Below are 24778 nucleotides of genomic sequence, written 5' to 3'. Positions count from 1 at the left end.
CTTTGTCATCCCGCGCGCCAGCCGGGAACCCCTGGCCGAGCAGCGGCGTTGTGCCGATGAGATCCTGGATCGGCAGAACAAGGAGACCCATGGGCCACCGCAACCATTTCAACGGCGTGAAGACCGCCGCCCTGTTCGGTGTGATGTGGGCCCTCGTGCTCGGCGTGGGCTGGCTCCTCGGGGGCGGCACGGCCAGGTTCCTGTGGTTGTTCACGGGCATCGGCCTGGTCATGACGTTCGTCGGGTACTGGAACTCCGACAAGATCGCCATCCGCGCCATGCACGCCTACCCGGTCACCGAGCTCGAAGCACCCGAGATGCACCGCATCGTGCGCGAGCTGTCGACGACGGCGCGTCAGCCCATGCCCCGCCTCTACATCTCGCCGACCCGCGCGCCCAACGCGTTCGCCACCGGTCGCGGCCCCAAGAACGCGGCCGTGTGCTGCACCGAGGGCATCCTGCAGATGCTCGACGAGCGCGAGCTGCGCGGAGTGCTGGGCCACGAGCTCATGCACGTCTACAACCGCGACATCCTCACGGCGTCGATCGCCTCGGCGCTCGCCGGCGTCATCACGTCGCTGGCGCAGTTCCTCCTGTTCTTCGGCGGCGGCAACCGCCGCGAGGGCGGCAACCCGCTCGCGGCGCTCGCGATGGTGATCCTCGCCCCCATCGCGGCGATGCTCATCCAGATGGCGATCTCCCGCACCCGCGAGTACGACGCCGACGAGGACGGCGCCAAGCTCACCGGCGACCCGATGGCTCTGGCGAGCGCGCTGCGCAAGCTCGAGCAGGGCACTGCGGCCGCCCCGCTGCCGCAGACGCGCGAGCTGGAGAACGTCTCGCACCTCATGCTGGCCAACCCGTTCCGCGGCGCGGGCCTGGCCAAGCTCTTCTCGACCCACCCTCCGATGGCGGAGCGCATCCGCCGCCTCGAGGTGATGGGCGGCCAGGGCTTCGGCCCCGGAGGCATCACGCGGTACTGACCGCCGTCACCGCAGGCCGGCGCTGCGGCGACCTGTCAGGCGTTGAGCACGACCTCCAGCGCGCGCGCCACCCCATCGTCCTCGTTCGAGCCGACGACGCCGTCGGCGGCCGCCAGCACGTCCGGGTGCGCGTTCGCGACGGCCAGCCCGCGCCCCGCCCAGCGGAGCATCGGCAGGTCGTTCGGCATGTCGCCGAACGCCCACACGTCCGCGGCGTCGATGCCCTCACGGGCGCACCAGCGCGCGAGCGCGCTGTCCTTGGTCACGTGCGGCGCGAGCAGCTCCGCGAGCCCCGCCGCACCCGAGTAGGCCAGGTGGGCGCGATCGCCGACAGCGGCGCGCACGTTGTCGAAGAACTGTTCCTGCGCGGCCGTCGCCGCGACGGGCAGGTTGACCGGTCCGGCCGTCTCGCCGACGCGCCGGCGTGGCACGGGCCGGTCCGCGGTCACGGCCAGGATCTTCCCGACAGGCATCGCGGCGCCTCCGCGCAGCGTGTCCTCGACCGGGCGTGCGACCCAGGCGGGCTCGAGGGGCTCCGCCGTACGGAAGCCGACGTCGAACACGGGCCCGTCCACGCGCTCGAGCGCGATCGAGACGCCGGGCACGGCCGCCCGCAGGTCGGCGACGAGCGCGCGGGCGTCGTCGTCGGGGAACCCGCACACGTCCAGGGCCTGCCCGGTGGCGAGGTCCCAGACCGCTGCCCCGCCGAGGCACACCACGCGCCCGTGCCCGCCGACGACGTCGGCCAGGTGGCCGAGCCAGCGCGGCGGGCGGGCAGTGACGAACACGACCTCCACGCCGGCCTCCTCGACCGCGGCGAGCGTGCGGCGCGTGCGCTCGGAGACGGTGCCGTCGGCGCGCAGCAGGGTGCCGTCGAGATCGGTCGCGACGAGACGGGGGAGCGCGGGGCGGGCCGCGGGATCAGCGCTGATGGTCGGCACCTGCTCTGCGCCGTCAGCGGTAGTTGACGAACTGCAGCGCGACGTCGAGGTCCGAGCCCTTGAGCAGCGCGATCACGGCCTGCAGGTCGTCGCGCGACTTGCTCGTGACGCGCACCTCTTCGCCGGTGATCTGCGTCTTGACGGCCTTGGGGCCCTCGTCGCGGATGATCTTCGTGATCTTCTTCGCAGCGTCGCCGCTCAGGCCCTCCTTGATGGAGGCGCTCAGGCGGTACTCCTTGCCCGACGGCCTCGGCTCCTTGTCGCCGGTGTCGAGGGCCTTGAGGGAGATGCCGCGCTTGATGAGCTTGGTCTCGAAGACGTCGAGGATCGCCAGCACGCGCTCGGCGGAATTGGCGACGAGGACGATCGACTCGCCGCTCCAGGCGATCGAGGCCCCGACGTTCTTGAAGTCGTAGCGCTGCGCGACCTCCTTCGACGCCTGGTTGAGGGCGTTGTCGACCTCCTGGCGGTCGACCTTGGAGACGATGTCGAACGACGAATCGGCCACGATGGGCTCCTTGTGGGCTCGGGGGGCGGGTGTCCTGACGCTCACCGTAGCGTCGGGTGCCCGGCGATTTCACGGCGGGGCCGATCGGGCGCTATGGTTGCTCCCGCCCTGCTGTGCGGGGCACGGCGGGTTGCCCGAGCGGCCAATGGGATCTGACTGTAAATCAGACGCGCAAGCTACGGGGGTTCGAATCCCTCACCCGCCACACAGCGAGAAGGGTCCGGTCGGCCAACCGGACCCCTTCGTCGTGGGGGTCCGTGTCGGCCGATGGACGGTCTGCGAGGCGCCCGTCATACCCGAAAGGCGTGTGATGGAGCGGATTTCGCAGCCCGCCGGATGCCGTGTAGAGTCTTCCCCGCTGCCCCGATAGCTCAGTCGGCAGAGCGTCTCCATGGTAAGGAGAAGGTCAAGGGTTCGATTCCCTTTCGGGGCTCTGTGATCAGACGCGGGGCCGCCTCCCGGAGACGGCAGGTGGCCTCGCGTCAAGTCACGTTTGTGGCGGGGTAGCTCAGCTGGTCAGAGCGCACGACTCATAATCGTGAGGTCGCGGGTTCGAGCCCCGCCCTCGCTACCACTCAGACAGGGGTCCTCACGGACCCGGCGGCACGACGGCCGGCGTCGTTGCTGACTCCGATTTGCACGTTGCGCCTACCCGGGGGCGCGAGAGGTGACTCATCATGGCTGCCAAGAGCGCGGACGTCCGCCCGAAGATCACGCTTGCCTGCGTGGACTGCAAGGAGCGGAACTACATCACCAAGAAGAACCGCCGCAACGACCCGGACCGCCTCGAGCTGGCGAAGTTCTGCCCGCGCTGCGGCAAGCACACCGCGCACCGCGAGACTCGCTGACCCTTGGTCTGAGCGACAACCAAACATGACCGAAACGCTGCCCGACACCGGCTTTGCCGGCACGGAGTATCCCGCGACCCCGCCGTACTCGGTGGGTCGGGAGAAGCTCAGGGAGTTCGCGGCAGCGGTCGGTGCCGAGCACCCCGCCCACTTCGACCTCGAAGCGGCGCGGGGTCTCGGCTATGCGGACCTGGTCGCCCCCGCGACGTTCGCCGTCGTGATCGCGCAGAGGGCCGAGGCGCAGTACATCGAGGACCCGGCCGCCCGTATCGACTTCGCGCGCGTCGTCCACGCCGACGAGCGCTTCACGCACCATCGCCCGATCGTCGCCGGCGACGAGCTCGTGACGGTGCTGCACGTGGACAACGTCGTGCACCGCGCTGGCATCGCGATGGTCACCACGCGCTGCGAGATCTCCGCACTCACCACCGACGGTGGGAGCGAGCCCGTCTCGACTGTCGTCTCGACGCTCGCCGTGCGCGGGGAGGGCAAGTGACCGCGAACCGCCCGGTCCTGGAGGACCTCACCGTCGGCGACGTCGTCGGCGCCCGTACGCTCGAGCTCGACCGCCCGCGCCTGGTGCGTTACGCCGGGGCGAGCGGCGACTTCAACCGCATCCACTGGGACGAGGCGTTCGCCACCGGTGTCGGCCTGCCGGACGTGATCGTCCACGGCATGCTCACGATGGGCGCTTCCGTCGGCGTCGTCGAGGACTGGGCCGGTGACCCGGGCGCCGTCGTCGACTACCAGGCCCGCTTCACGCGCCCCGTGCCCGTACCCGCCGACGGCGCCGCCGTCGTCGAGGTCACCGCCACGGTCGGCGCGCTCGACGCCGAAGCCCGGACCGCCCGCGTCGACCTCACGGTCACTCACGACGGTGCCCGCGTGCTCGGCAAGGCGCAGGCGGTCGTCCGCCTCTAGGACCCCGGTCCGGGCCGGCCGCCAACGCGCGTCAGCTTCCCTGGACCGACCAGCCCTCACCGGCAAGCGACAGCAGCCAGCACCCGGCGGCAGACCGGGCGCGCTCGCTCAGGCGCTCGGGGCGGGTCCCGTCGTGGTTCCGTGGACCAGCCGCACGGCCATGGCCTGGACCTGCGGCTCCTCGCCCGCCAGCAGCCCGATGACGGCGCGGCCCAGCGCGGCGCCCTTCTCGCGCAGCGGCTGGTGCACGCTGGTGAGCACGTCGGGGGAGAGCCAGGGCAGGTCCAGCCCGTCGAAGCCCGCGATCGAGACGTCCTCGGGCACACGCAGATCCAGCTCGCGCGCGGCGATGACGGCGCCCGCAGCCAGCAGGTCGGAGTGGGCGAAGATCGCCGTCGGCCGCTGCGACGCAGGCACCCACTCGCCCAGGATGGCGATCGCGGCGTCCCGCCCGTGCTCGACGAGCGACGCGGGCGTCTCCCACGAGATCACGGGCTCGACGACGTCGCGCACACCGGCCAGCCGGTTGAGCGTGGGCGTGCGGTCGGCGAGCGCGAGGCGCTTCGCGTCGACGGGACCGGAGCGCTCGCCCCGGCCGAACGGCAGGGTGATCTCGGCGATACGGGTATGACCCAGCTCGAGCAGGTGCTGGACGGCCTCGGCCGCGCCGCTGCGGTCCTCGATGCGCACGATCGGCGCGCCCTCGACCTCGCGACCCTCGCCGACGACGACGCGCACGCCGCGCCGCTGCAGTGCCAGGAGGTTCGGGTCGTCCGTCAGCACGCCCCAGACGAGCACGGCGACGTCCATCGCGGCGGACTCGACGAGGGGGTCGACAGGCGCGACCCTCGGCGTCGTCGGGGCGCCGCCGGAGGCCGCCGAGGCCACGTCGGCCGTGTCAGCCGAGGGAGCTGTGCGGTGCCCGGCCTCGTCGGTGCAGGGTGCGCTGGCCGCGGGGTCGATCCCGGGCACCAGCAGCACGCCGAGCCCCTGCTCGCCGAGCACCTGCATCAGACCGTCCAGCACCTGGACGGAGACCGGGTCACGGAAGGCGCGGCCGGGGTGGTCGCCGATGACGACGCCCACGATGCCGGAGCGCCCCGAGCGCAGCTGGCGCCCGAGCGGGTTGGGGCCCGAGTAGTCGAGCTCCGCGGCGGCGGCGAGCACCCGTTCGCGCGTCTCCGGCGTGATGGGACCCGCCCCGGAAAAGGCGAGCGAGGCCGTCGAGACCGACACCCCGGCACGCTCGGCCACCTTCGCCAGCGTGGGGCGGCCTCCGGCGGTCCGGGTCATCGGGACTCCTGTCAGTGCGGTGGGCGACTCAGTGCGGTGGGCGACTCAGTGTGGTGGGCGACGTGCCGCAGCCCGCGCCGTCGGCTGGGGCAGCCCGCCGCGCGAGCGGCCGCGAGACGTGGCGCGAGCCTACCTGCGCATGATCAAGCCTGCCGCGAATCGATTTGACGCGGCGCGCCCGGTCAGAGACCGTCGCTACGGTGAGCACCTCAGTCCCACGACTCGGCGACCCCGCCAGCTTCCGCCGTACCACCCTCGCGGCCTGGTCGGTCTTCGCCGTCTTCGCCGCCAGCGGGGCGACCTTCGCCACCTGGGCCTCGCGCGTCCCCGCGGTGCGCGACTCCCTCGGCTTCACCGGGAGCGAGATGGGCCTGCTGCTGCTCACAGGCGCCATCGGTTCGGTCGCCGCTCTGCCCATGTCGGGCCTCATCACCGCCCGCCTCGGCGCGGCGCGCGCCGTCCTCACCTTCGCTCTCGTCGCGGCCTCCGGCTACGCGCTGGTGTGCGTCGGCGTCGAGACGAGCACCGCGCTGGCGGTCCGGATCGGCCTCGCGGTCTCGGGCATCGGCATCGGTGTGTGGGACGCCGCGATGAACCTCGAGGGCGCGGTCGTCGAGCAGCGGCTGGGCCGCGCGATCATGCCGCGCTTCCACGCCGGCTTCTCGCTCGGCACGGTGCTGGGTGCCGCCGTCGGCGCGCTCGTGGCGCACGCGGGAGTGCCGTTCGCGCTGCACGTCGGCGTCGCCGTCGCGATCACCACGGTGGCAGCGATCGTGGCCGTGCGCGGGTTCCTCCCGACGCCGCACACCGCTGACCGGGAGGGCGCGCCCGTCGCCTCCGCGGGCGCCGACCCGTCCGAGGCGGCGCCGGCACACGGCCTGCGCGACACGCTCGCCGCATGGCGCGAGCGGCGCACGCTGCTCATCGGCGTCGTCGTGCTCGCCGCGGCGCTCACCGAGGGCGCGGCGAACGACTGGACGAGCCTGTCGCTCGTCGACGGGTTCGGCGCCTCGCAGGCGATGGGCGCACTCGGCCTCGCCATCTTCCTGACGGCGATGACGGTCACCCGGCTGCTCGGCACCTCACTCATCGACCGCTTCGGCCGCGTGGCGGTGCTGCGCGCGAGCTCGGTCGCCGCGCTCGTGGGCGTCGGCACGTTCGCGTTCGCCCCGTGGCTGTGGCTCGCCCTCGTCGGCAGCCTCGTGTGGGGCGCGTCGGCGGCGATGGGCTTCCCGATGGGGATGTCGGCCGCGTCCGACGAGCCCCGCAAGGCCGCGATGCGCGTCGCCGTCGTCTCGACCATCGGGTACGCGGCGTTCTTCGTGGGGCCGGCCCTCATCGGCTTCGTCGCAGAGCACACCGGCTACCGCCACGCGCTCGCCGTCATCGCGGTCCCCGTCGTGATCGGCCTGCTGCTCGCGGGCAGCGCGCGTCCGCCTGCAGCGGAGCGCCAAGCCTGACGGCCCTTGCAGCGCCTACGCTGGGGCGCGTGAGCATCTCGACTGTCGCCCCCGCCCTGGCCGAGCTGACGACGCTGCGGGTGGGCGGCCCCGCCGACGCCTACGTCGAGGCGACGACGGAGGCGGAGCTCATCGACACGATCCGCGCCGCCGACGACGCCGGGCAGCCGCTTCTCGTCGTGGGAGGCGGCTCCAACCTGCTGGTCTCCGACGAGGGGTTCGGCGGCGTCGTGGTGCGCGACATGCGCACGGGGTTCGTCCTCGACTCGAAGGACACGTGCGGCGGCGCGAGCGTCTCCGCGGTCGGCGGCCAGGACTGGGACGAGCTCGTCGCCGCGTCGGTCGAGAAGGGCTGGGTGGGACTCGAGGCGCTGTCGGGCATCCCCGGCACGGTGGGCGCCGCACCCGTGCAGAACATCGGCGCCTACGGCCAGGAGGTGGCGGGAGCGCTCTCGACGGTCCGCACCTGGGACCGGCTCAAGGGCCGCGTGCGTACCTTCGCCGTCGGCGAGCTGGGGCTCGGCTACCGCACCTCGGTGCTCAAGCGCTCCATGCGCGGCGCGCCCACCGAGGCCGACCCGCAGGCGCCCTGGTACCCGACGCCGCGCTACGTGGTGCTCGACGTGAGCTTCCAGATGCGGCTCGGCACGCTGTCGGCCCCGGTCGGCTACGGCGAGCTCGCCCGGCGGCTCGACGTCGAGGTGGGCACGCGGGCGCCATCGGCCGAGCTCCGCGCGGCCGTGCTGGAGCTGCGCGGGGGCAAGGGCATGCTGCAGGACGGGCGGTTCGGCTCGGCGCCCGGCGCCGACCACGACCGCTGGTCGGCCGGCTCGTTCTTCACCAACCCGATCCTTCCCGCCGACGAGGCGGGCCTCCTGCCGCACGACGCCCCGCGCTACCCCGTGCGCTCGGCCCTCCCGGCCACGACGACCGGGCCGAGCCTGGGCGCCGTGGACCAGTCGCTGATCAAGACGAGCGCGGCCTGGCTCATCGACCACGCCGGCTTCGCCAAGGGGTTCGGCGTGGCGGGCCCGAGCAGCCTCGCCACGCTGTCCACCAAGCACACGCTCGCCCTCACCAACCGTGGCGGCGCGACGGCGGACGACGTCGTCGCGCTCGCGCGCGTGCTCCGTGACGGCGTGCTGGACGCGTTCGGGATCGAGCTCGAGCCGGAGCCGGTGCTGGTCGGCGTGAGCCTTTAGTAGACCAGGACCGTCGTCCCGATCGGCATCCCCCACGAGTCCCACAGCCAGTTCATCGCGCCGTCGGACACCCGCACGCAGCCGTGCGAGGCGGGGTGCGTCGGGATCGATCCTGAGCCGTGCACGGCGATGCCGCCGCTGAAGTACTTGGGCCGCCACATGTCGCCCAGCTCGAGCGTCGACGCATGCATACCGTCGTCCTGCATGTACACGTGGAACGTCCCGCGAGGCGTGTGGGCGACGTACTGCCGGCCCTTGGCCTCGAACTTCTGGCCGCTGCCCGACGACGCGTTGATGACCTTGGTGACCTGACCGTCGTCGACGGCCATGAGGATCTGCCGGTCGAGGTCGATCTCGACGACGTGGCCCGACGACGACCGCGGCGACGGCCGGTACCCGGCGTCGAGCGCGTCCTGGGTCTTGGGCCCGATGACGCCGTCACGCCGCAGCCCTGCTGCCTTCTGGAACGCCCACACCGCCTGCTGCGTGCCGGAGCCGTAGTGGCCGTCCGGGTCGACGAGCCCGTACCCGAGCTCCCTCAGACGCTGCTGCAGCGCAAGGACCTCCGGCCCGGACGACCCGCGCTCGACGTACTCCGGCTGGGGCGGGTCGGTCGGCTCGGCCGGCACCGGGCGGGCCGCGGCCCGCGACGGGTCGGCAGACGGCGTGTCGGCCGCCGCGCCCGTCGGCGCATCGGTGGGGTCCGCCGCGGGCACGTCCGCCGCGGACGGCGTGGACGGCGTGGGGTCGCTGGGCGCGACCGCGCTCGGAGTCGGATCCGCGGGCGTCGACGGCGACGGGTCGGCGGACGCCGGATCCGGCGACGCCGTCGGATCGGCCACGCCCTGGCTCACCTGCGGCGCGGCTGCCGGCTCCGGACCCTGGCCCTGGCCAGGCCACGCGCACGCAGAGAGCGCCGCGACCAGGACGATCGCCGTGCTCCTGCCGAGCCAGGTGCGGGCCGACGCACGCGGCCCAGCCGTGCACGTCGTTCGGGTCCCGCGGTGCGACATCGACATGTCCTCCTTGGTCGGGGCGCTCAGCCCGCGATGGTCCGTCCACCCTGGCGCACCCCGGCGGTGCAGCGCAGTGTGCCGTGGCCGATCGTCACGCACTCGTGACCTCGTGACGAGCGTCGCTCGCTATCCGTCTCCACCTGTGGACGCGTGGTGCCCCTTGCCATTGCCGTTGGTGGTGGCCGACGGCGTCGGCGTCGGCGTCGGCGTGGAGGCCGGGGTCGCCGTCGTCGGCGCGGGCGTGGGCGTCCGCGTCGGGCTGGGGGAGGGCGAAGGCTTGGGCGCGGCAGCGGTGGCCGTCGCGGTCGGGGCCGGGGTCGGGAGTCGCGACGGCGCGGGGGCCGTCTGCGTCGCCGGGGACGACGGTGTGCTCGGGCTGGCCGGCGGGGTGCCGCCCGCCGGCGTGTCGCCTGCAGGGGTGTCGCCCGCCGGCGTGTCGCCCGCCGGGGCGCTCGGCGTCGCCGCGGGCGCGGACGCGGCCGGCGACGCGGACGGTCGGGCCGTCGCGCTCGGCGACGAGCCGTCCACGCCCAGCTCGGTGCTCGTGCCGTCCGCCTGTGCGGACGGCCGGGCGCTGGTGGCGCCGGCAGGGGAAGGGTCGCGGCCCCACCCGGTCGCCGCGCCGGCCACCAGCGCCACGCTCACGACGCCGCACAGGAACGCGGCGAGCAACCACACGATGTCGACGGTGCGGAACCGCTCCCCGGAGTGCCTCACGCCGGCTCCTCCATCCACGTGTCGACGGACGCAAGCATTCGCGCCTTGCTGGCCGCCGCCGCGCGGCTCGCACGGATCGAGGAGCGTGCGAGGTCGGCCAGCATGGCGTCGTCGAACCCGTGCACCGTGCGCGCGGCCTCGTACTGGTCGACGAGGCGCGAGCCGAACAGGAGCGGGTCGTCCGCGCCCAGCGCGACCGTGGCGCCCGCGTTGACCAGGGCGCGCAACGGCACCGCGGACGTGTCCGGGTAGACGCCCAGGCCCACGTTCGACGCGGGGCACACCTCGAAGGCGACGCCCCGCGCGACGGCGTCGGCGAGCACCGCCGGGTCCTCGCTCGCCCGCACGCCATGGCCGAGGCGGTCGGGCCGCAGCGCGTCCAGCACCGTGCCCACGTGGGCGGGGCCCAGCAGCTCGCCGCCGTGCGGCACGGACGCCAGGCCGGCGTCGCGCGCGATGCGGAACGCGTGCGCGAACTCCTCGGTCCGCCCGGAACGCTCGTCGTTGCTCAGGCCGAACCCGACCACGTCGCCGGGGCCCTCGCCGGCGTACCGCGCCGCGAGCCGGGCGAGCGCGCGGGCGTCCAACGGGTGCCGCGTCCGGCTCGCGGCGACCACGACGGCGACCTCGAGGCCGTGCGCCGCGCTGGCGGCCTTCGCGGCGTCGAGCACGATCTCGACGGCCGGCGTGAGGCCGCCGACGAACGGGGCGTACGACGTCGGGTCCACCTGGAGCTCGAGCCGCACCGATCCCTCGGCGGCGTCGGCGGCTGCGGCCTCGTCGACGATCCGGCGCATGTCGTGCTCGGACCGCACGCAGGCGCGCGCTGCGTCGTACAGCCGCTGGAACCGGAACCACCCCCGCTCCGTCGCCGGGACGCGCAGCGGGTCGCCGTCCACCAGGGCCGTGGGCAGGCGCAACCCGCGGTCCGCGGCGATGGTGCGCAGCGTCGGCACGCTCATCGACCCGGTGAAGTGCAGGTGCAGATGGGCCTTCGGGAGCGACGTGAGGTCTCGCACGCCCCGAAGTCTCGCAGGTGGTTCGACCCACGGGTCGCCGTCGCGTACAGTTGTCCCTCGGTGGTTGACGGCCACCATGCTGGACCGCGCCCTGGAGGCGCGCTGCGGGCCGTCGGTCGCAAAGGGTAGTGGCGCAATTGGCAGCGCAGCGGTCTCCAAAACCGCAGGTTGCAGGTTCGAGTCCTGTCTACCCTGCCCAGGGGTCCCCGGGCCCTGGTACGCCAGGTGTCAGTGCCGTCCAGCGTCGCCGGCAGGCGGCGCGGACGCCGACGGAAGTTCGAGGTTGGTCGAGTGAGCGAGTCAGCCGGAGCCGTTCAGGCAGGTGGCACCGAGGCGCGCGACCACAAGGGTCGCAAGAGCCTCTTCGCGCGCATCGCGCTTTTCGTGCGCCAAGTGGTCGCAGAGCTGAAGAAGGTCGTGTCGCCGACCCGCCAGGAGCTGCTGACCTACACGGCCGTCGTGCTCGTCTTCGTCGCGATCGTCATGGCGTTCGTGGCGGTGCTGGACTACTTCATCGGACTGGGTGTCTTCCACCTGTTCGCCTGAGCAGTCGCACCTCCGGCAACACCACATCGAGTAGTCGAAAGCAGGTTCGTTCGTGTCCCAGGAGCCTCTGGACCAGGAGAACGTCGACGCCGTCGAGCCCTTCGAGGGCACGGAGGCGGAGCTCGACGCGCCCGCGGACGTGACCGAGCAGGCCGAGGAGGCCGCTGAGTCCCCGGTGGTCGCCGCGGAGGACGAGGAGCCCGAGGGCGCCGACGCCGAGGAGGAGGACCCCGCCGAGGAGTTCAAGCGCACGCTGCGCTCCCAGCTGGGCGACTGGTACGTCATCCACTCCTACGCGGGCTACGAGAACCGTGTGAAGGCCAACCTGGAGAACCGCATCCAGAGCCTGAACATGGAGGACTACATCTTCCAGATCGAGGTCCCGATGGAGGAGGTGACCGAGATCAAGAACGCGCAGAAGAAGACCGTCCGCCGCGTGCGGATCCCCGGTTACGTCCTCGTCCGCATGGACCTCACGGACGAGTCGTGGGGCGCCGTGCGCCACACGCCCGGCGTCACGGGCTTCGTCGGCCACACGCACCAGCCGGTGCCGCTGACGCTCGACGAGGTCTTCTCGATGCTTGCGCCGACGATGCTCGAGGCCCCCGCTGCCGCAGCCGGCAAGTCGGCCGCCGCGGGCGGCGCGAAGGCCAAGGCCACCGTTCTCGTGGACTTCGAGGTCGGCGAGTCGGTCACCGTCACCGACGGCCCGTTCGACACGCTGCCTGCCACGATCTCCGAGATCAACGTCGAGGCCCAGAAGCTCAAGGTCCTCGTCTCCATCTTCGGCCGGGAGACCCCGGTCGAGCTGTCGTTCAACCAGGTCGCCAAGATCTGAGTCTTCTGCGGGCCCACGCCCGTACGACGGCGGCGCGAGCCGCCGCGGCAGCATGCAACCGGGTCATCGCCCAGGGCGTAGTCCCACGAACAAGGAAGGGGATGGCACATGCCTCCCAAGAAGAAGGTCGCCGGCCTCATCAAGCTCCAGATCAAGGCCGGCGCGGCCACGCCCGCCCCGCCGATCGGCCCTGCGCTCGGTCAGCACGGCGTGAACATCATGGAGTTCTGCAAGGCCTACAACGCGGCCACCGAGTCCCAGCGCGGCAACGTCGTCCCCGTCGAGATCACGGTGTACGAGGACCGCTCGTTCACCTTCATCACGAAGACGCCGCCGGCCGCCGAGCTCATCAAGAAGGCCGCGGGCGTCGCCAAGGGCTCCGCCACGCCGCACACCGTCAAGGTCGCCTCGCTCTCCGCGGACCAGGTCCGCGAGATCGCCACGACCAAGATGGAGGACCTCAACGCGAACGACATCGAGGCCGCGATGAAGATCGTCGCCGGCACCGCGCGTTCGATGGGCATCACCACCCAGCTCTGAGCTGATCCCCGGTAACACCACCTGTGGCAGGGCCTGACAGGCCCGCTACGACCACTCAAGGAGAAGCCATCATGGCGAAGCACAGCAAGGCCTACCGGGCCGTCGCGGAGAAGATCGACCACGACGCGCTCTACGCCCCGCTCGACGCGGTGCGCCTGGCCAAGGAGACGTCCCCCACCAAGTACGACGCCACCGTCGAGGTCGCGTTCCGTCTCGGTGTCGACCCGCGCAAGGCGGACCAGATGGTCCGTGGCACGGTCAACCTGCCGAACGGCACGGGCAAGACCGCCCGCGTCCTGGTGTTCGCGAACGGCCCGAAGGCCGAGGAGGCCCGCGCGGCCGGTGCGGACATCGTCGGTGGCGACGAGCTCATCGAGAAGGTGGCTGCCGGCTTCACGGACTTCGACTCCGCCGTCGCCACCCCGGACCTCATGGGCAAGGTCGGTCGTCTGGGCAAGGTGCTCGGCCCGCGCGGTCTCATGCCGAACCCGAAGACCGGCACCGTGACCATGGACGTCACCAAGGCCGTCACCGAGATCAAGGGCGGCAAGATCGAGTTCCGCGTCGACAAGCACGCGAACCTGCACTTCATCATCGGCAAGGTCTCGTTCGACGAGAAGGCGCTGGTGGAGAACTACGCCGCCGCGCTGGACGAGATCCTGCGTCTGAAGCCGTCGACGTCGAAGGGTCGCTACCTCACCAAGGCGACGATCGCGACGACGATGGGCCCGGGCATCCCGGTCGACCCGTCGCGCACGACGAAGCTCCTCGAGGAGACCGCGGCCTGAGCCGCGCCCCTCACGAAGGGCCCGCGCCCGTCCACCAGGACGGGCACGGGCCCTTCGTCATTTTCGGGCGATCCTGTATCAGGACGACACCCCGTGCCTCTCCATCGTTGACAGCAGTGGGCTCAGCGGCCGGAGGGTGAAATGCAGATCGGCGAGCACCCGACGCCCTTCGGCGACCCCTGGTCCGGCCTAGGCTCGACGCGACCGGGAGGGGGCCCGAGCGCACCGGAGAGACCGTACGAGGACTGGATGACCGCCGACGACGCTGTGCCCGACGAGGCCGTGGACCCGCCCTCCGTGCCCGAGACGCTCGGAGACCGTGCCGCGCACGCCCTCCTGGAGTACCGCGAGGGGCGCACCGCACCGATCGGGGCACTGGTCCGTGAGGCTACGCCGCTCCTGTGGCACACCGTTCGCGCGCAGGGCGTCGACCGCGACACGGCCGACGACGTCGTGCAGTCGGTGTGGGCCGCGCTCGTGCGGCACGCGGACACGATCGCCGAGCCGCACGCGGTGCTCAAGTGGCTGCTCGTGACGGCCCGCCGGGCCGCGTGGGAGACCGTGCGCCGCACCCGGGAGGACCAGCGCCGACGTGCGGAGCTGCCGGACGACACGCCGGACTCCCCGTACACGCTCCCGGACCCGCAACCGGGCCCGGACGCGCACCTCCTGGCGGACGAGCGGGACCGCGCGGTATGGCGGGCGCTGCGGCGCCTGCCCGAGCGGTGCCAGGAACTGCTGCGCCTCGTCTCGCTCGCGGACCGCCCGGACTACCGGATGATCTCGACGGCGATCGGCATGCCGGTGGGCAGCATCGGCGCTACCCGAGGACGGTGCCTCGCGAAGCTGAGGGCCGTCCTCGACGACATGGGGGAGGACCCGTGGACGACATGACCTACGCATCAGATGCTCCGCTCGACGATGGCGACGTAGCCGTGCTCGAACGCCTGGCGCACGCCGTCGGCGAGCTGGACCCCGTCCCGGACGGACTCGTCGAGAGGTCGCTGTTCGCGATGACGCTCGCCGCGCTCGAGGCGGAGGCCGACGTCATGACGATGCAGCACGTCGACACGCTCGCCGGCGCCGTGCGCGGCGACTCCGCGCCCGTCGAGGCTCGCACGATCACGTTCACCCACGACACCCTGACCGTCATGGTCGCGCTGTCCGCGTCCGACGCCGGCCTGGTGCGCATCGACGGCTGGCTCGCGCCGGCCGCACCTCTGGTGGTCGAGCTTCGCCAACCGGTCGGCGACCGGTCCACGACCGCGGACGCCGACGGCCGCTTCTCCTTCGACGCCGTCGACCGCGGGCCCGCGAGCCTGCTCGTGCGGCCCGCCGACGGCGGGTCGCCGGTCGTGACGCCGGTGATCGAGCTGTGAGCGCCTCGGACGGGTGGACCGCTCGCCGTCAGAGGGACTGGGCGGTCAGGCTCCAGTGGCGCACCCGGGCGCTCGACCCGTCCACGGCCGCACGCGCGCCGCGCGACGAGTCGGGCGTCTCGAAGCCGCTGCTGCAGCCGACCTGGTACGTCGGCGACCGGCTGCTGCTCGACCGCGCGGCGCCGGGCGAGGGCGACGAGCCCAGCGGTTGGTTCGCGCGGCTCCAGGAGCTCGCCGCCGAGCACGACCTGGACGCGCAGCTCGAGCCTGAGAACTACGAGGACCTGCGGCTGCTGCAGCGCGTCGTGGACGAGCTAGCCCTCGACCCCGACACCGCCCACCGCCTCCGCCACGTGTTCGGCACGTCGATCCTGCTCCTCCCGCTGAAGGTCGGGCCGCAGCCCGACGCGTGGCCGCTGCGCACGCGGCTGCGCGACGACGCCGAGGAGTTCCCGGTCGCGCTCGACCACGTCATCGCCCCGTCGGGCGGCATCGGTGGCGCGCCCACGACCCAGCCGCAGCCGTTCTCGGCGACCCAGCCGTTTCTGCGCCCCCTGTCGATGACGGCCGGCCACTCCATGACGACGGGCCACCCCGCGGGTGGCTTCTCCATGACGACGGGCCACCCGGCCGACGCAGCCTCGATGACGACGGGTCACCCGGTCACGGGTCTGAGCGAGTACGTCGTGGCCGGATGGGGTGGCCGGCAGCCGGTCGCGTGGGTCGGGCCTGCGCCCCGGGGCGACCTGCACAAGTCGGGCGAGACACCGTTCGTCGGCGCCGACAAGGAGAAGACCCGCCGCCCCGTGGTCGCGCTGCTCGACACCGGCGTCGGCACCCACCCGTGGTTCGGGGGCAAGCACGCCGAGCATCGAAAGGACGTCGTCGTCCGCGACCCTCAGGTCTACCGGGGCAAGAGCGAGCGAGAAACGGTCGTCGGGCTTCAGCCGAAGCCGGAGCTCGAGTACCAGGACCCTGAGGTTGGCGGCGTCTCGATCGACCCGCTCACCGGCCCGCTCGACCCCGTCGCCGGGCACGGCACGTTCATGGCGGGCCTGGTGCACCAGCTCTGCCCGGACGCCGCCATCCTGTCCGCGCGGGTCTACGGGGGCAGCGGCATCGTGCCCGAGCGCAACCTGCTGAGGTCGCTGCGCCGGCTGCTGCTGTTTCACCTGCGGGGGCTCGCGGGCAAGAAGGGCACGGCGCCGATCGACGTCCTCGTGCTTTCTCTCGGGTACTACCACGAGAGCCCCGAGGACAATGCGTTCGACGCTCCGCTCCGGACGGTGCTGGAAGAGCTGCAGAGCTGGGGCGTCCTGGTGGTCTGCTCGACGGGCAACGACGGGCAGGTCCGCGAGACCTTCCCGGCGGCGTTCGCGCCGCGGACGGATCGGCGGGGGGACAAGCCGCGGTACCTCCAGTCGGACGAGCTCGACCCGAAGGTCCCGCCGGTGCTCGCGGTCGGCGCGCTCAACCCCGACGGCAGCACGGCGCTGTTCAGCAACGACGGCAACTGGGTCACGTGCTTGCGCCCGGGGGCATCCTTGGTCAGCACCGCGCCGAGGACGATGGACGGGGTGGTGGCGCCCAGCCGGTACATGCCCGAGCTGTTCTCCCGTGGCCACCGCTCGACGATCGACCCGGAGGGCTTCCAGGGCGGGTTCGCCGTGTGGAGCGGGACGTCGTTCTCGGCGCCGGTCCTCGCGGGCGAGCTGGCAGGTGTCCTCGGGAAGCACCCGCTGCCCCGGCCCCAGGACCACGAAGCGAGCGCTCGGCACGCAGCGGCGAGCGCACGCGCGGCGCGGGTCGAGCGGGCATGGAAGGCGATCGCGACCGTCGTCGATCTTCCGCCTCGCGAATAGGGGAGATTCGTCGCCTGAGCAGGCCGGACGCGCCCTGGGTGTCCGGCCTGCGGGTGAAAACTTGCCGATTCAACTCCCAGCAGGGTGGTGACTGGACGTAGCCTCCCCGTGTGCTCGACGCCCTGGCTCGCGCCCACGCGATGTACGACGAAGCCCACCGCGCGGACGTCATCGAACGCTTCGACGACGCGCTCGCGGGCTTCCGCGCGCTGCTCGGCATCCTCGACGAGGCGGACCTGGAAGCCGAGCGCCACGCCGGAGCCGCCTTGCGCGTCCGTGCGCTGCTCGGGATCGCCCGCGCGCGGTACGAGTCGTCGGGCGACCTCGCCGGCGCCATGGAGAGCGTCGCCGACGCCGAGCGCTGGGCGGTCGCCGAAGGGCTCGACCCCGAGCTGTTCGCCGTGCAGGGGCAGCGCGGGCTCCTGCTCCTCCGGTCGGGCGACGTCGCCGCGGCCCTCGAGGCGCTCGACGCGATCATCGCCGGGCCGGACGCACCGCCGTCGCGCGATCTGGCGGTGACGCTGCTCAACCGGGGATCTCTGCACCTCGACTACGGCGACCCGCGCAAGGCGGGTCCGGACCTGAACGCCTGCATCGACGTGGCGGTTCAGCTGGGGGACCGTGATCTCGAGGCGATGGCGCGGCACAACCTCGGGCTGCTCAGCTTCGTCCAGGGTGACCTGCCCGCGGCGCTGCGGGGCATGACCGAGTCCGCGCGCCTCGGCGACACGCCGGAGCCAGTCGCGCTGCTCGACCGCGCGCGCGTGCTCGCGGAGGCTGGGTTGGTCACCGACGCGGTCACGGCGCTCGAGCAGGCCACGGACCTGCTGGCCGGCGGCTCGGTGCTCGTCCGCGCGGAGGTCGCGCTGTCCCTCGCGTCTTGTCTCATGGACCTGAGCCGATACGACCAGGCGGTCGCCGCCGCACGCGAGGCCGCCGCGGCCTTCGACCGCGCGGGCAACAGGCTGTGGGCCTTGCGCGCCCAGGTCGTCGAGCTCGAGGCGCTTCTGGGCGCCGACCGCTGGGTGCGCACCCGGTCCCCGCGGGCGACGCTGCGCCGCCGGGCTGCCCACGCCGCCGAGCTCGCCGACCTCGACGAGCGGGGTGGCGTCGTCGGCCGGATGGTCGTGACCTATCCCGCGCTGCTCGCGGCGGCCGAGTGGGCCGCGATCGCCGGAGACCTCGACGACGCGCGCACGTATCTGGCGCGCGTCCCGTCGGACCTGAGCACGGCGCCGCTGTCGCTGCGGCTCGCGCGTCCGGCCGTGGTCGCCCGCATCGCCTTTGCATCGGGGCACCGCTCGGCCGGGGTCCGGGCGGTGCAGCACGGGCAGCGGATGCTCGCGGCGCACCGCGGGCTGGGGTCCGTCGAGGCCGTCGCCGCCGGCGGCGTGCACGCGATGCGGCTCAACCTGGTCGACCTCCAGGCCGCGCTCGCCTCGGGCGACCCGGCGGCCATGTTCGACGCGCTCGAGCGCGGCCGCGCGACCTCAGCCGGACCCGCGCGCGTCGTCCCGCCCGAGGACCCGACTCTGGCGGCGCTGCTCGAGCAGGCCCGCTCGGAGCACCAGGCCGCCCTCGCCCTCGGCTCGACGACCGAGCCCGACGTCCTGCGCGCGAAACGGCAGCACCTCGTCCAGGCGCGGCGCCTGCAGGCGGAGGCGCGCGAGCGGTCGTGGCAGGTCGAGGGCGAGCGGCGTCCGGTCGAGCCGACGACGACGCGAGGCCTGCGGGCGGTCCTCCGGGACCTGCGCGCGCAGGGGGGCTCGCCCGTGGTCGCGTCATACGTCGCGATGGCGGGCACGGTCATGGCCGTGCGGGTTGCGGCCGAGGGCCAGTCGCTGCACCGCCTCGCTCCGCTCGGAGTGGTCACCGAGCTCGCCCGTCGTGCGCGCGCCGACCTCACCGTCGTCGCCAACCCGCTCATCCCGCCACCGTTGCGCTCAGCCGCGACCGGCTCGCTCGAGCGCGCCCTGACGCGGCTCGACGAGCTGCTCGTCGCTCCCCTCGAGGTCGACGGTGACCTGCACATCGCGGCGCGCGGGCGCCTGCTGACGCTGCCGTGGTCCTCCCTACCGTCGCGCTTGCGCCACCGCACCTGGGTGGGCGACCGCGTCGACGTGCGTCCCGGGCTGGTCGCGGCCGGTGCGGCGCGGCCCGGCGGTGTCGTCGTGCTCGCAGGACCCGGGACCGACGGTGGGGCGGGGGAGGCCGCCGCGGTCGCTGACGTGTGGCCGGGTGCCCGCGTGCTCTTCGGCGAGGACGCGTCGACCGCCGCCGCCGTGGGCGCCCTCCGGGACGCCGCCGTCGTGCACCTGGCCGCCCACGGGGGCCACGCCCACGACAACGCGCTGTTCTCGTCGCTGCGCCTCGCCGACGGCCCGCTGTTCGCGCACGAGCTCGACGGGGTCGACCTCACCGGCGCCACCGTCGTGCTCTCGGCGTGCGAGCTCGGCCTGTCGACGTCGGACGTCGGGGGAGAGGCGCTCGGCTTCGCGAGCGTCCTGCTGCGGCACGGTGCGCGCGCCGTCATCGCCGCCGTCGCCCCGCTGCGCGACGACGTCGCCGTGCGCGTCATGCCGCGGCTGCACGGCGCCCTGCGCGACGGGCTTCCGCCGGGCGCGGCGCTCGCGGCGGCGACGGCCGCGGAGATCGAGCCCGTGCCGCTCGTGTGCTTCGGGCCGCTGGCACTGTGACCGACGTCGCCCGCCCCCGGGTTTCCGGGCACGGCCGATCGTCCTGTACCCTCATCAGGTAACCCAAGACCGCCGGTCGTCTCCGTCTGCCCTCTCGAGGGCGGTCGAGGACCGAAGTCCCGCCGAAGATGCGGGGGCCTGCGCAGGTGACACCAGGCCTGGTTCTCCAGGCAGCTCTACGAGCCCCGGTGCGCCTGCGCCGGGGCTCCTTCGTTTTCCGGGCTTCGCCATCCTGGAGCCGGTGGCACCACCACCGGAAGGATTGCCATGGCGAGGCCGGACAAGGCAGCCGCCGTCGCAGAGGTCGCGGACAAGTTCCGCGAGTCCAACGCGGCCGTGCTGACCGAGTACCGCGGGCTCACCGTCAAGCAGCTCAAGGAGCTGCGACGGTCGCTCGGCGGCAACGCAACCTACGCCGTGGTGAAGAACACGCTCACCCAGATCGCGGCCAAGGAGGCGGGTGTCGAGGGTCTCGACGCCGACCTCAAGGGCCCGTCCGCCATCGCGTTCGTGACCGGGGACCCGGTCGAGGCCGCGAAGGGACTGCGTGACTTCGCCAAGGCGAACCCCGCACTGGTCATCAAGGGCGGTGTCCTCGACGGGCGCGCGCTGACCGCTGCGGAGATCACCAAGCTCGCGGACCTCGAGTCCCGCGAGGTGCTGCTGGCCAAGGCGGCCGGTGCGATGAAGGCCAAGATCAGCCAGGCTGCCTACGCCTTCACCGCGAAGCCCGCCCAGGTCGCTCGCGTCATCGACGCCCTGCGTCAGAAGCAGGAAGCCGCTGCCTGATCCGCTGACGCGGATCCTGCAGCAACCCCTCACACCAACACGCTTCTGACCGGCGTCCAGCCAAGAAGCTTTGAACGGAAGGAACGCCATCATGGCGAAGCTCACCACCGAGGAGCTCATCGAGCAGTTCAAGGGTCTGACCCTGATCGAGCTGTCGGACTTCGTGAAGGTCTTCGAGGAGACGTTCGACGTCACCGCCGCCGCCCCGGTCGCCGTGGCCGCTGCCGGCCCGGTTGCCGCTGCTGCCGAGGCCGAGGAGGAGAAGACCGAGTTCGACGTCATCCTCACCGCCGCCGGCGACAAGAAGATCCAGGTCATCAAGGAGGTGCGCGCCCTCACGTCCCTCGGCCTGAAGGAGGCCAAGGACCTCGTGGACGGCGCCCCGAAGCCGGTTCTGGAGAACGTCAACAAGGAGACGGCTGAGAAGGCCAAGGCGCAGCTCGAGGGCGCCGGCGCTTCGGTCGACGTCAAGTGATCACTCTCTGATCACCGTGGTCTAGGCCACATGCTTCACTGGCGAGGCCCCGTACCCGTCCCGGGTGCGGGGTCTCGTCGTCGCCGGAGGCGTAGACTCTCCGGCACCGCTGTTCTTGGGCGGCATATGGCGGCCACCGAGACAACGCCTCGCACCCTCCCGGTCCACGGGGGACGGACTCCGTTCCCCGTACCGACAAATGACCGGCCCGGCTTGGCGTCCTTCGGCGTGCCTTCGCGCTTTGGACAATCTTGACAGGGTCGGCTATGCTAGCGCTTTGCGCTCGCGTGTGCCCTCGACGCCTTCTCCGACCCCATCCTCGGCCGCCAGACCTCCTGTGGAGACCTCTGTGACCGAGTGGCGCCCGGACGGCGGCCTGCACGGTGCACGAAGCGTACAGCGTGCCATCGAACTGCAGGGAAGGACCCCTCTTGGCTGCCTCGCGCACCCCTTCTGCTCCGTCCGCCGACGCTATCGCGAACCGCACCGCCTCCCGTCGCCTCTCGTTCGCCAAGATCTACGAGCCGATGGAGGTTCCTGACCTTCTCGGCCTGCAGACCGAGTCCTTCGACTGGCTCCTCGGGAACGAGGCCTGGCAGGCCCGCGTGGCCGCCGCCTCGTTCGCGGTCCCCGCGACGTCCGGCCTCGAGGAGATCTTCGAGGAGATCTCGCCCATCGAGGACTTCGGTCAGTCGATGTCACTCTCCTTCTCAAACCACCGCTTCGAGCCCCCGAAGTACTCGGCGGAGGAGTGCAAGGAGAAGGACTTCACCTACGCGGCCCCGCTGTTCGTCACCGCGGAGTTCGTCAACTACACGACCGGTGAGATCAAGTCGCAGACGGTCTTCATGGGCGACTTCCCGCTCATGACCCCGCGCGGAACGTTCATCATCAACGGCACCGAGCGCGTCGTCGTCTCGCAGCTCGTCCGCTCCCCGGGCGTGTACTTCGAGCGCACCCCGGACAAGACGTCGGACAAGGACATCTTCTCGGCGAAGATCATCCCGTCGCGCGGCGCCTGGCTCGAGTTCGAGATTGACAAGCGCGACGCCGTCGGCGTGCGCGTCGACCGCAAGCGCAAGCAGTCGGTGACGGTGCTGCTCAAGGCTCTCGGCATGACGGAGGCCGAGATCCGCGAGGAGTTCGCGCAGTTCCCGGCCGTGCTCGACACGCTGGAGAAGGACCACGTCCACACCGAGGACGAGGCCCTCGTCGACCTGTACCGCAAGATCCGCCCGGGCGAGCCGCCGACGGTCGAGGCCGGTCGCGCGCTGCTCGAGAACTTCTACTTCAACCCGAAGCGTTATGACCTCGCCAAGGTCGGCCGCTACAAGGTCTCGAAGAAGCTCGGCCTGGACTCCCCGCTCACGGACTCGACGATGACGCGCTCCGACATCGTCGCGACCATCAAGTACATGGCCGCGCTGCACGCGGACGTCGTCACCCTGCCGGGCATGCGCAACGGCGAGGCCGTCGAGGTCCGCGTCGAGACGGACGACATCGACCACTTCGGCAACCGCCGCATCCGCGCCGTCGGCGAGCTCATCCAGAACCAGGTGCGCACGGGCCTGTCCCGCATGGAGCGCGTCGTCCGCGAGCGCATGACGACGCAGGACGTCGAGGCCATCACGCCGCAGACGCTGATCAACATCCGCCCGGTCGTGGCGTCGATCCGCGAGTTCTTCGGCACCTCGCAGCTCTCGCAGTTCATGGACCAGAACAACCCGCTCGCGGGCCTGACGCACAAGCGTCGCCTCAACGCCCTCGGCCCGGGTGGTCTGTCGCGCGACCGCGCCGGCATGGAGGTCCGTGACGTCCACCCGTCGCACTACGGCCGCATGTGCCCGATCGAGACCCCTGAGGGTCCGAACATCGGCCTCATCGGCTCGCTCGCCTCGTTCGGCCGCATCAACCCCTTCGGCTTCATCGAGACGCCGTACCGCAAGGTCGAGAACGGCAAGGTCACCGACCGGATCGACTACCTCACGGCCGACGACGAGGACCGTTACGTCATCGCGCAGGCCAACACGCCGCTGACCGTGGACGCCCACTTCGCAGAGCCGCGCGTCCTGGTGCGCGTCAAGGGCGGGGAGACGTCCGACGTCCCGGTGGGCGAGGTCGACTACATCGACGTCTCGCCGCGCCAGATGGTGTCGGTCGCGACCGCGCTCATCCCGTTCCTCGAGCACGACGACGCGAACCGCGCGCTCATGGGCGCCAACATGCAGCGCCAGGCCGTGCCGCTGGTCCGTTCCGAGATGCCGCTCGTCGGCACCGGCATGGAGCGGCGTGCGGCAGTCGACGCGGGCGACGTCGTCCTGGCCACGAAGCCGGGTGTCGTCACCGAGGTGTCGGCCGACCTCGTGCTGGTCGCGAACGACGACGCCACCACGTCGTCGTACCGCATCGCGAAGTTCGTGCGCTCCAACCAGGGCACGTCCTACAACCAGCGCGTGATCGTGGACGAAGGCCAGCGCGTCGAGCCTGGCTCGGTCCTGGCCGACGGCCCCGCGACGGACGAGGGCGAGCTCGCGCTCGGCCGGAACCTGCTCGTGGCGTTCATGTCGTGGGAGGGCCACAACTACGAGGACGCGATCATCCTGTCGCAGCGCCTCATCGAGGACGACATCCTCTCCTCGATCCACATCGAGGAGCACGAGGTCGACGCCCGCGACACCAAGCTCGGCCCGGAGGAGATCACGCGGGACATTCCGAACGTCTCCGAGGACGTCCTGGCTGACCTCGACGAGCGCGGCATCATCCGCATCGGTGCCGAGGTCGGCGCTGGCGACGTGCTGGTCGGCAAGGTCACCCCGAAGGGCGAGACCGAGCTGACCCCGGAGGAGCGCCTGCTGCGCGCCATCTTCGGCGAGAAGGCACGCGAGGTGCGCGACACCTCGCTCAAGGTGCCCCACGGCGAGTCCGGCACGGTCATCGGCGTGCGCGAGTTCAACCGCGAGGACGGCGACGAGCTGCCCGCCGGCGTGAACCAGCTGGTCCGCGTGTACATCGCCCAGCGCCGCAAGATCACGGTGGGCGACAAGCTCGCCGGCCGTCACGGCAACAAGGGCGTCATCTCGAAGATCCTGCCGCAGGAGGACATGCCGTTCCTCCCCGACGGCACGCCCGTCGACGTCGTGCTCAACCCGCTGGGTGTGCCCGGTCGTATGAACGTCGGCCAGGTGCTCGAGACCCACCTCGGCTGGGTCGCCAGCCGCGGCTGGGACGTCGAGGCCGCCGACGGCGACGCCGCGTGGAAGGCCGACGTGCCGGAGATCGCCGCCAAGGCGGAGCCGTTCACGCCGGTGGCCACCCCGGTGTTCGACGGCCTGCAGGAGAACGCCCTGCGCGGGCTGCTCTCCACGACGCTCCCGAACCGCGACGGCGACCGCATGGTCGGCGACGACGGCAAGGCGCGCCTGTTCGACGGCCGCTCAGGCGAGCCGTTCCCGGACCCGGTCGCGGTCGGCTACATGTACATCCTCAAGCTGCACCACCTGGTCGACGACAAGATCCACGCACGCTCGACCGGTCCGTACTCGATGATCACGCAGCAGCCCCTGGGCGGTAAGGCCCAGTTCGGCGGCCAGCGCTTCGGCGAGATGGAGGTGTGGGCCCTGGAGGCGTACGGCGCTGCCTACACGCTGCAGGAGCTGCTCACCATCAAGTCCGACGACGTCCCCGGCCGAGTCAAGGTCTACGAGGCGATCGTCAAGGGCGAGAACATCCCCGACTCGGGCATCCCGGAGTCCTTCAAGGTGCTCCTCAAGGAGATGCAGTCGCTCTGCCTGAACGTGGAGGTCCTGTCCTCGGACGGCTCCTCCATCGAGATGAAGGAGTCCGACGACGAGGTGTACCGCGCCGCGGAGGAGCTCGGCATCGACCTCTCCCGCCGGCCCAACGCCGCGTCCAGCATCGACGAGATCTGACCCAGCGCAAGCTGCACTGAGACGACCA

General features: G+C 72.1%; 23 protein-coding genes and 4 tRNA genes. 21 read left to right on the top strand and 6 right to left on the bottom strand.

The window, feature by feature from the left end:
• The first annotated feature begins 89 nt into the window (after positions 1-89).
• Positions 90-983 (top strand): zinc metalloprotease HtpX, encoded by an 894-nt coding sequence (htpX, locus tag ACO4JP_RS16575; RefSeq protein WP_425955068.1) that lies wholly within the window; start codon positions 90-92, stop codon positions 981-983.
• 35 nt (positions 984-1018) lie between these two features.
• On the opposite strand, the gene ACO4JP_RS16570 is transcribed toward htpX, so the two are convergent.
• Together ACO4JP_RS16570 and ACO4JP_RS16565 are read right to left on the bottom strand one after the other, a co-directional pair.
• The gene (locus tag ACO4JP_RS16570; protein WP_425955067.1) at positions 1019-1924 is read right to left on the bottom strand and encodes an HAD family hydrolase; all 906 of its coding nucleotides are present in this window, start codon (positions 1922-1924) and stop codon (positions 1019-1021) included.
• A 13-nt stretch (positions 1925-1937) separates the two neighbouring features.
• Positions 1938-2435 carry a YajQ family cyclic di-GMP-binding protein gene (locus tag ACO4JP_RS16565; protein ID WP_425957134.1) on the bottom strand — a complete coding sequence of 166 codons (498 nt, stop codon included), beginning with the start codon at positions 2433-2435 and terminating at the stop codon, positions 1938-1940.
• A gap of 121 nt (positions 2436-2556) precedes the next feature.
• Here ACO4JP_RS16565 and ACO4JP_RS16560 point away from each other — a divergent pair.
• The 6 genes from ACO4JP_RS16560 to ACO4JP_RS16535 all read left to right on the top strand — a co-directional run bounded on the left by ACO4JP_RS16560 (position 2557) and on the right by ACO4JP_RS16535 (position 4201).
• Positions 2557-2637: transfer RNA gene (locus ACO4JP_RS16560), tRNA-Tyr, on the top strand.
• A gap of 155 nt (positions 2638-2792) precedes the next feature.
• Positions 2793-2865, top strand: a tRNA-Thr gene (locus tag ACO4JP_RS16555).
• 64 nt (positions 2866-2929) lie between these two features.
• Positions 2930-3006 (top strand) — tRNA-Met (locus ACO4JP_RS16550).
• A gap of 103 nt (positions 3007-3109) precedes the next feature.
• Entirely contained in the window at positions 3110-3280 is a 171-nt protein-coding gene (gene rpmG, locus ACO4JP_RS16545) for a 50S ribosomal protein L33 (protein ID WP_012877381.1), read from the top strand.
• A 25-nt stretch (positions 3281-3305) separates the two neighbouring features.
• Positions 3306-3776, top strand: a complete 471-nt coding sequence (locus ACO4JP_RS16540) for an FAS1-like dehydratase domain-containing protein (RefSeq protein ID WP_425955066.1) — start codon at positions 3306-3308, stop codon at positions 3774-3776.
• The gene (locus ACO4JP_RS16535) at positions 3773-4201 is read left to right on the top strand and encodes a MaoC family dehydratase (RefSeq protein WP_425955065.1); all 429 of its coding nucleotides are present in this window, start codon (positions 3773-3775) and stop codon (positions 4199-4201) included. Before ACO4JP_RS16540 ends, ACO4JP_RS16535 begins: the two co-directional genes overlap by 4 nt.
• Positions 4202-4309: 108 nt before the next feature.
• On the opposite strand, the gene ACO4JP_RS16530 is transcribed toward ACO4JP_RS16535, so the two are convergent.
• Positions 4310-5494 carry a LacI family DNA-binding transcriptional regulator gene (locus ACO4JP_RS16530; protein WP_425955064.1) on the bottom strand — a complete coding sequence of 395 codons (1185 nt, stop codon included), beginning with the start codon at positions 5492-5494 and terminating at the stop codon, positions 4310-4312.
• A gap of 200 nt (positions 5495-5694) precedes the next feature.
• Here ACO4JP_RS16530 and ACO4JP_RS16525 point away from each other — a divergent pair, with 200 nt between their 5' ends.
• Both ACO4JP_RS16525 and ACO4JP_RS16520 read left to right on the top strand, forming a co-directional pair.
• Entirely contained in the window at positions 5695-6954 is a 1260-nt protein-coding gene (locus ACO4JP_RS16525; RefSeq protein WP_425955063.1) for an MFS transporter, read from the top strand.
• 29 nt (positions 6955-6983) lie between these two features.
• Positions 6984-8156 (top strand): UDP-N-acetylmuramate dehydrogenase, encoded by a 1173-nt coding sequence (locus ACO4JP_RS16520; protein ID WP_425955062.1) that lies wholly within the window; start codon positions 6984-6986, stop codon positions 8154-8156.
• On the opposite strand, the gene ACO4JP_RS16515 is transcribed toward ACO4JP_RS16520, so the two are convergent.
• From ACO4JP_RS16515 to ACO4JP_RS16505, 3 genes are all read right to left on the bottom strand, one after another.
• Positions 8153-9169, bottom strand: a complete 1017-nt coding sequence (locus tag ACO4JP_RS16515; protein ID WP_425955061.1) for a peptidoglycan-binding protein — start codon at positions 9167-9169, stop codon at positions 8153-8155. The genes ACO4JP_RS16520 and ACO4JP_RS16515 overlap by 4 nt on opposite strands.
• Positions 9170-9298: 129 nt before the next feature.
• Positions 9299-9889: a hypothetical protein gene (locus tag ACO4JP_RS16510; RefSeq protein WP_425955060.1), complete on the bottom strand. Its 591-nt coding sequence runs from the start codon at positions 9887-9889 to the stop codon at positions 9299-9301.
• On the bottom strand, positions 9886-10908 hold the full coding sequence (locus ACO4JP_RS16505) for an adenosine deaminase (protein ID WP_425955059.1): 1023 nt from the start codon (positions 10906-10908) through the stop codon (positions 9886-9888). The genes ACO4JP_RS16510 and ACO4JP_RS16505 overlap by 4 nt, the downstream gene beginning before the upstream one ends.
• Before the next feature lie 122 nt (positions 10909-11030).
• Between ACO4JP_RS16505 and ACO4JP_RS16500 the strand changes: the two genes are divergently transcribed.
• The 12 genes from ACO4JP_RS16500 (at position 11031) to rpoB (ending at position 24750) form a co-directional block, all read left to right on the top strand.
• Positions 11031-11103 (top strand) — tRNA-Trp (locus ACO4JP_RS16500).
• Between the two features lie 96 nt (positions 11104-11199).
• Positions 11200-11454, top strand: coding sequence for a preprotein translocase subunit SecE (secE, locus tag ACO4JP_RS16495; protein WP_425955058.1), 255 nt, complete (start codon positions 11200-11202; stop codon positions 11452-11454).
• 52 nt (positions 11455-11506) lie between these two features.
• Positions 11507-12292, top strand: a complete 786-nt coding sequence (nusG, locus tag ACO4JP_RS16490; protein WP_425955057.1) for a transcription termination/antitermination protein NusG — start codon at positions 11507-11509, stop codon at positions 12290-12292.
• A gap of 108 nt (positions 12293-12400) precedes the next feature.
• Entirely contained in the window at positions 12401-12832 is a 432-nt protein-coding gene (gene rplK, locus ACO4JP_RS16485; RefSeq protein WP_425955056.1) for a 50S ribosomal protein L11, read from the top strand.
• Between the two features lie 71 nt (positions 12833-12903).
• A complete protein-coding gene (gene rplA / locus ACO4JP_RS16480) occupies positions 12904-13620 on the top strand; it encodes a 50S ribosomal protein L1 (RefSeq protein ID WP_425955055.1) in 717 nt (238 codons plus the stop codon).
• Positions 13621-13869: 249 nt separating this feature from the next.
• Entirely contained in the window at positions 13870-14514 is a 645-nt protein-coding gene (locus tag ACO4JP_RS16475; RefSeq protein ID WP_425955054.1) for an RNA polymerase sigma factor, read from the top strand.
• Positions 14511-14999 (top strand): hypothetical protein, encoded by a 489-nt coding sequence (locus tag ACO4JP_RS16470; RefSeq protein WP_425955053.1) that lies wholly within the window; start codon positions 14511-14513, stop codon positions 14997-14999. The genes ACO4JP_RS16475 and ACO4JP_RS16470 overlap by 4 nt, the downstream gene beginning before the upstream one ends.
• Positions 14996-16861 carry a S8 family peptidase gene (locus ACO4JP_RS16465; RefSeq protein WP_425955052.1) on the top strand — a complete coding sequence of 622 codons (1866 nt, stop codon included), beginning with the start codon at positions 14996-14998 and terminating at the stop codon, positions 16859-16861. The genes ACO4JP_RS16470 and ACO4JP_RS16465 overlap by 4 nt, the downstream gene beginning before the upstream one ends.
• Positions 16862-16971: 110 nt before the next feature.
• The gene (locus tag ACO4JP_RS16460) at positions 16972-19557 is read left to right on the top strand and encodes a CHAT domain-containing protein (RefSeq protein WP_425955051.1); all 2586 of its coding nucleotides are present in this window, start codon (positions 16972-16974) and stop codon (positions 19555-19557) included.
• Positions 19558-19824: 267 nt separating this feature from the next.
• On the top strand, positions 19825-20346 hold the full coding sequence (gene rplJ, locus ACO4JP_RS16455; protein ID WP_425955050.1) for a 50S ribosomal protein L10: 522 nt from the start codon (positions 19825-19827) through the stop codon (positions 20344-20346).
• Between the two features lie 91 nt (positions 20347-20437).
• Complete coding sequence (gene rplL / locus ACO4JP_RS16450; protein WP_425955049.1) at positions 20438-20821, top strand: 50S ribosomal protein L7/L12; 384 nt, start codon at positions 20438-20440, stop codon at positions 20819-20821.
• A 431-nt stretch (positions 20822-21252) separates the two neighbouring features.
• Positions 21253-24750, top strand: a complete 3498-nt coding sequence (gene rpoB, locus ACO4JP_RS16445; protein WP_425955048.1) for a DNA-directed RNA polymerase subunit beta — start codon at positions 21253-21255, stop codon at positions 24748-24750.
• Positions 24751-24778 lie beyond the last annotated feature (28 nt).

The sequence above is a fragment of the Xylanimonas sp. McL0601 genome (genome assembly GCF_049852175.1).
In the GTDB taxonomy this organism is placed as follows: Bacteria; Actinomycetota; Actinomycetes; order Actinomycetales; family Cellulomonadaceae; genus Xylanimonas.
This window is presented reverse-complemented; position numbering and strand designations above follow the sequence as displayed.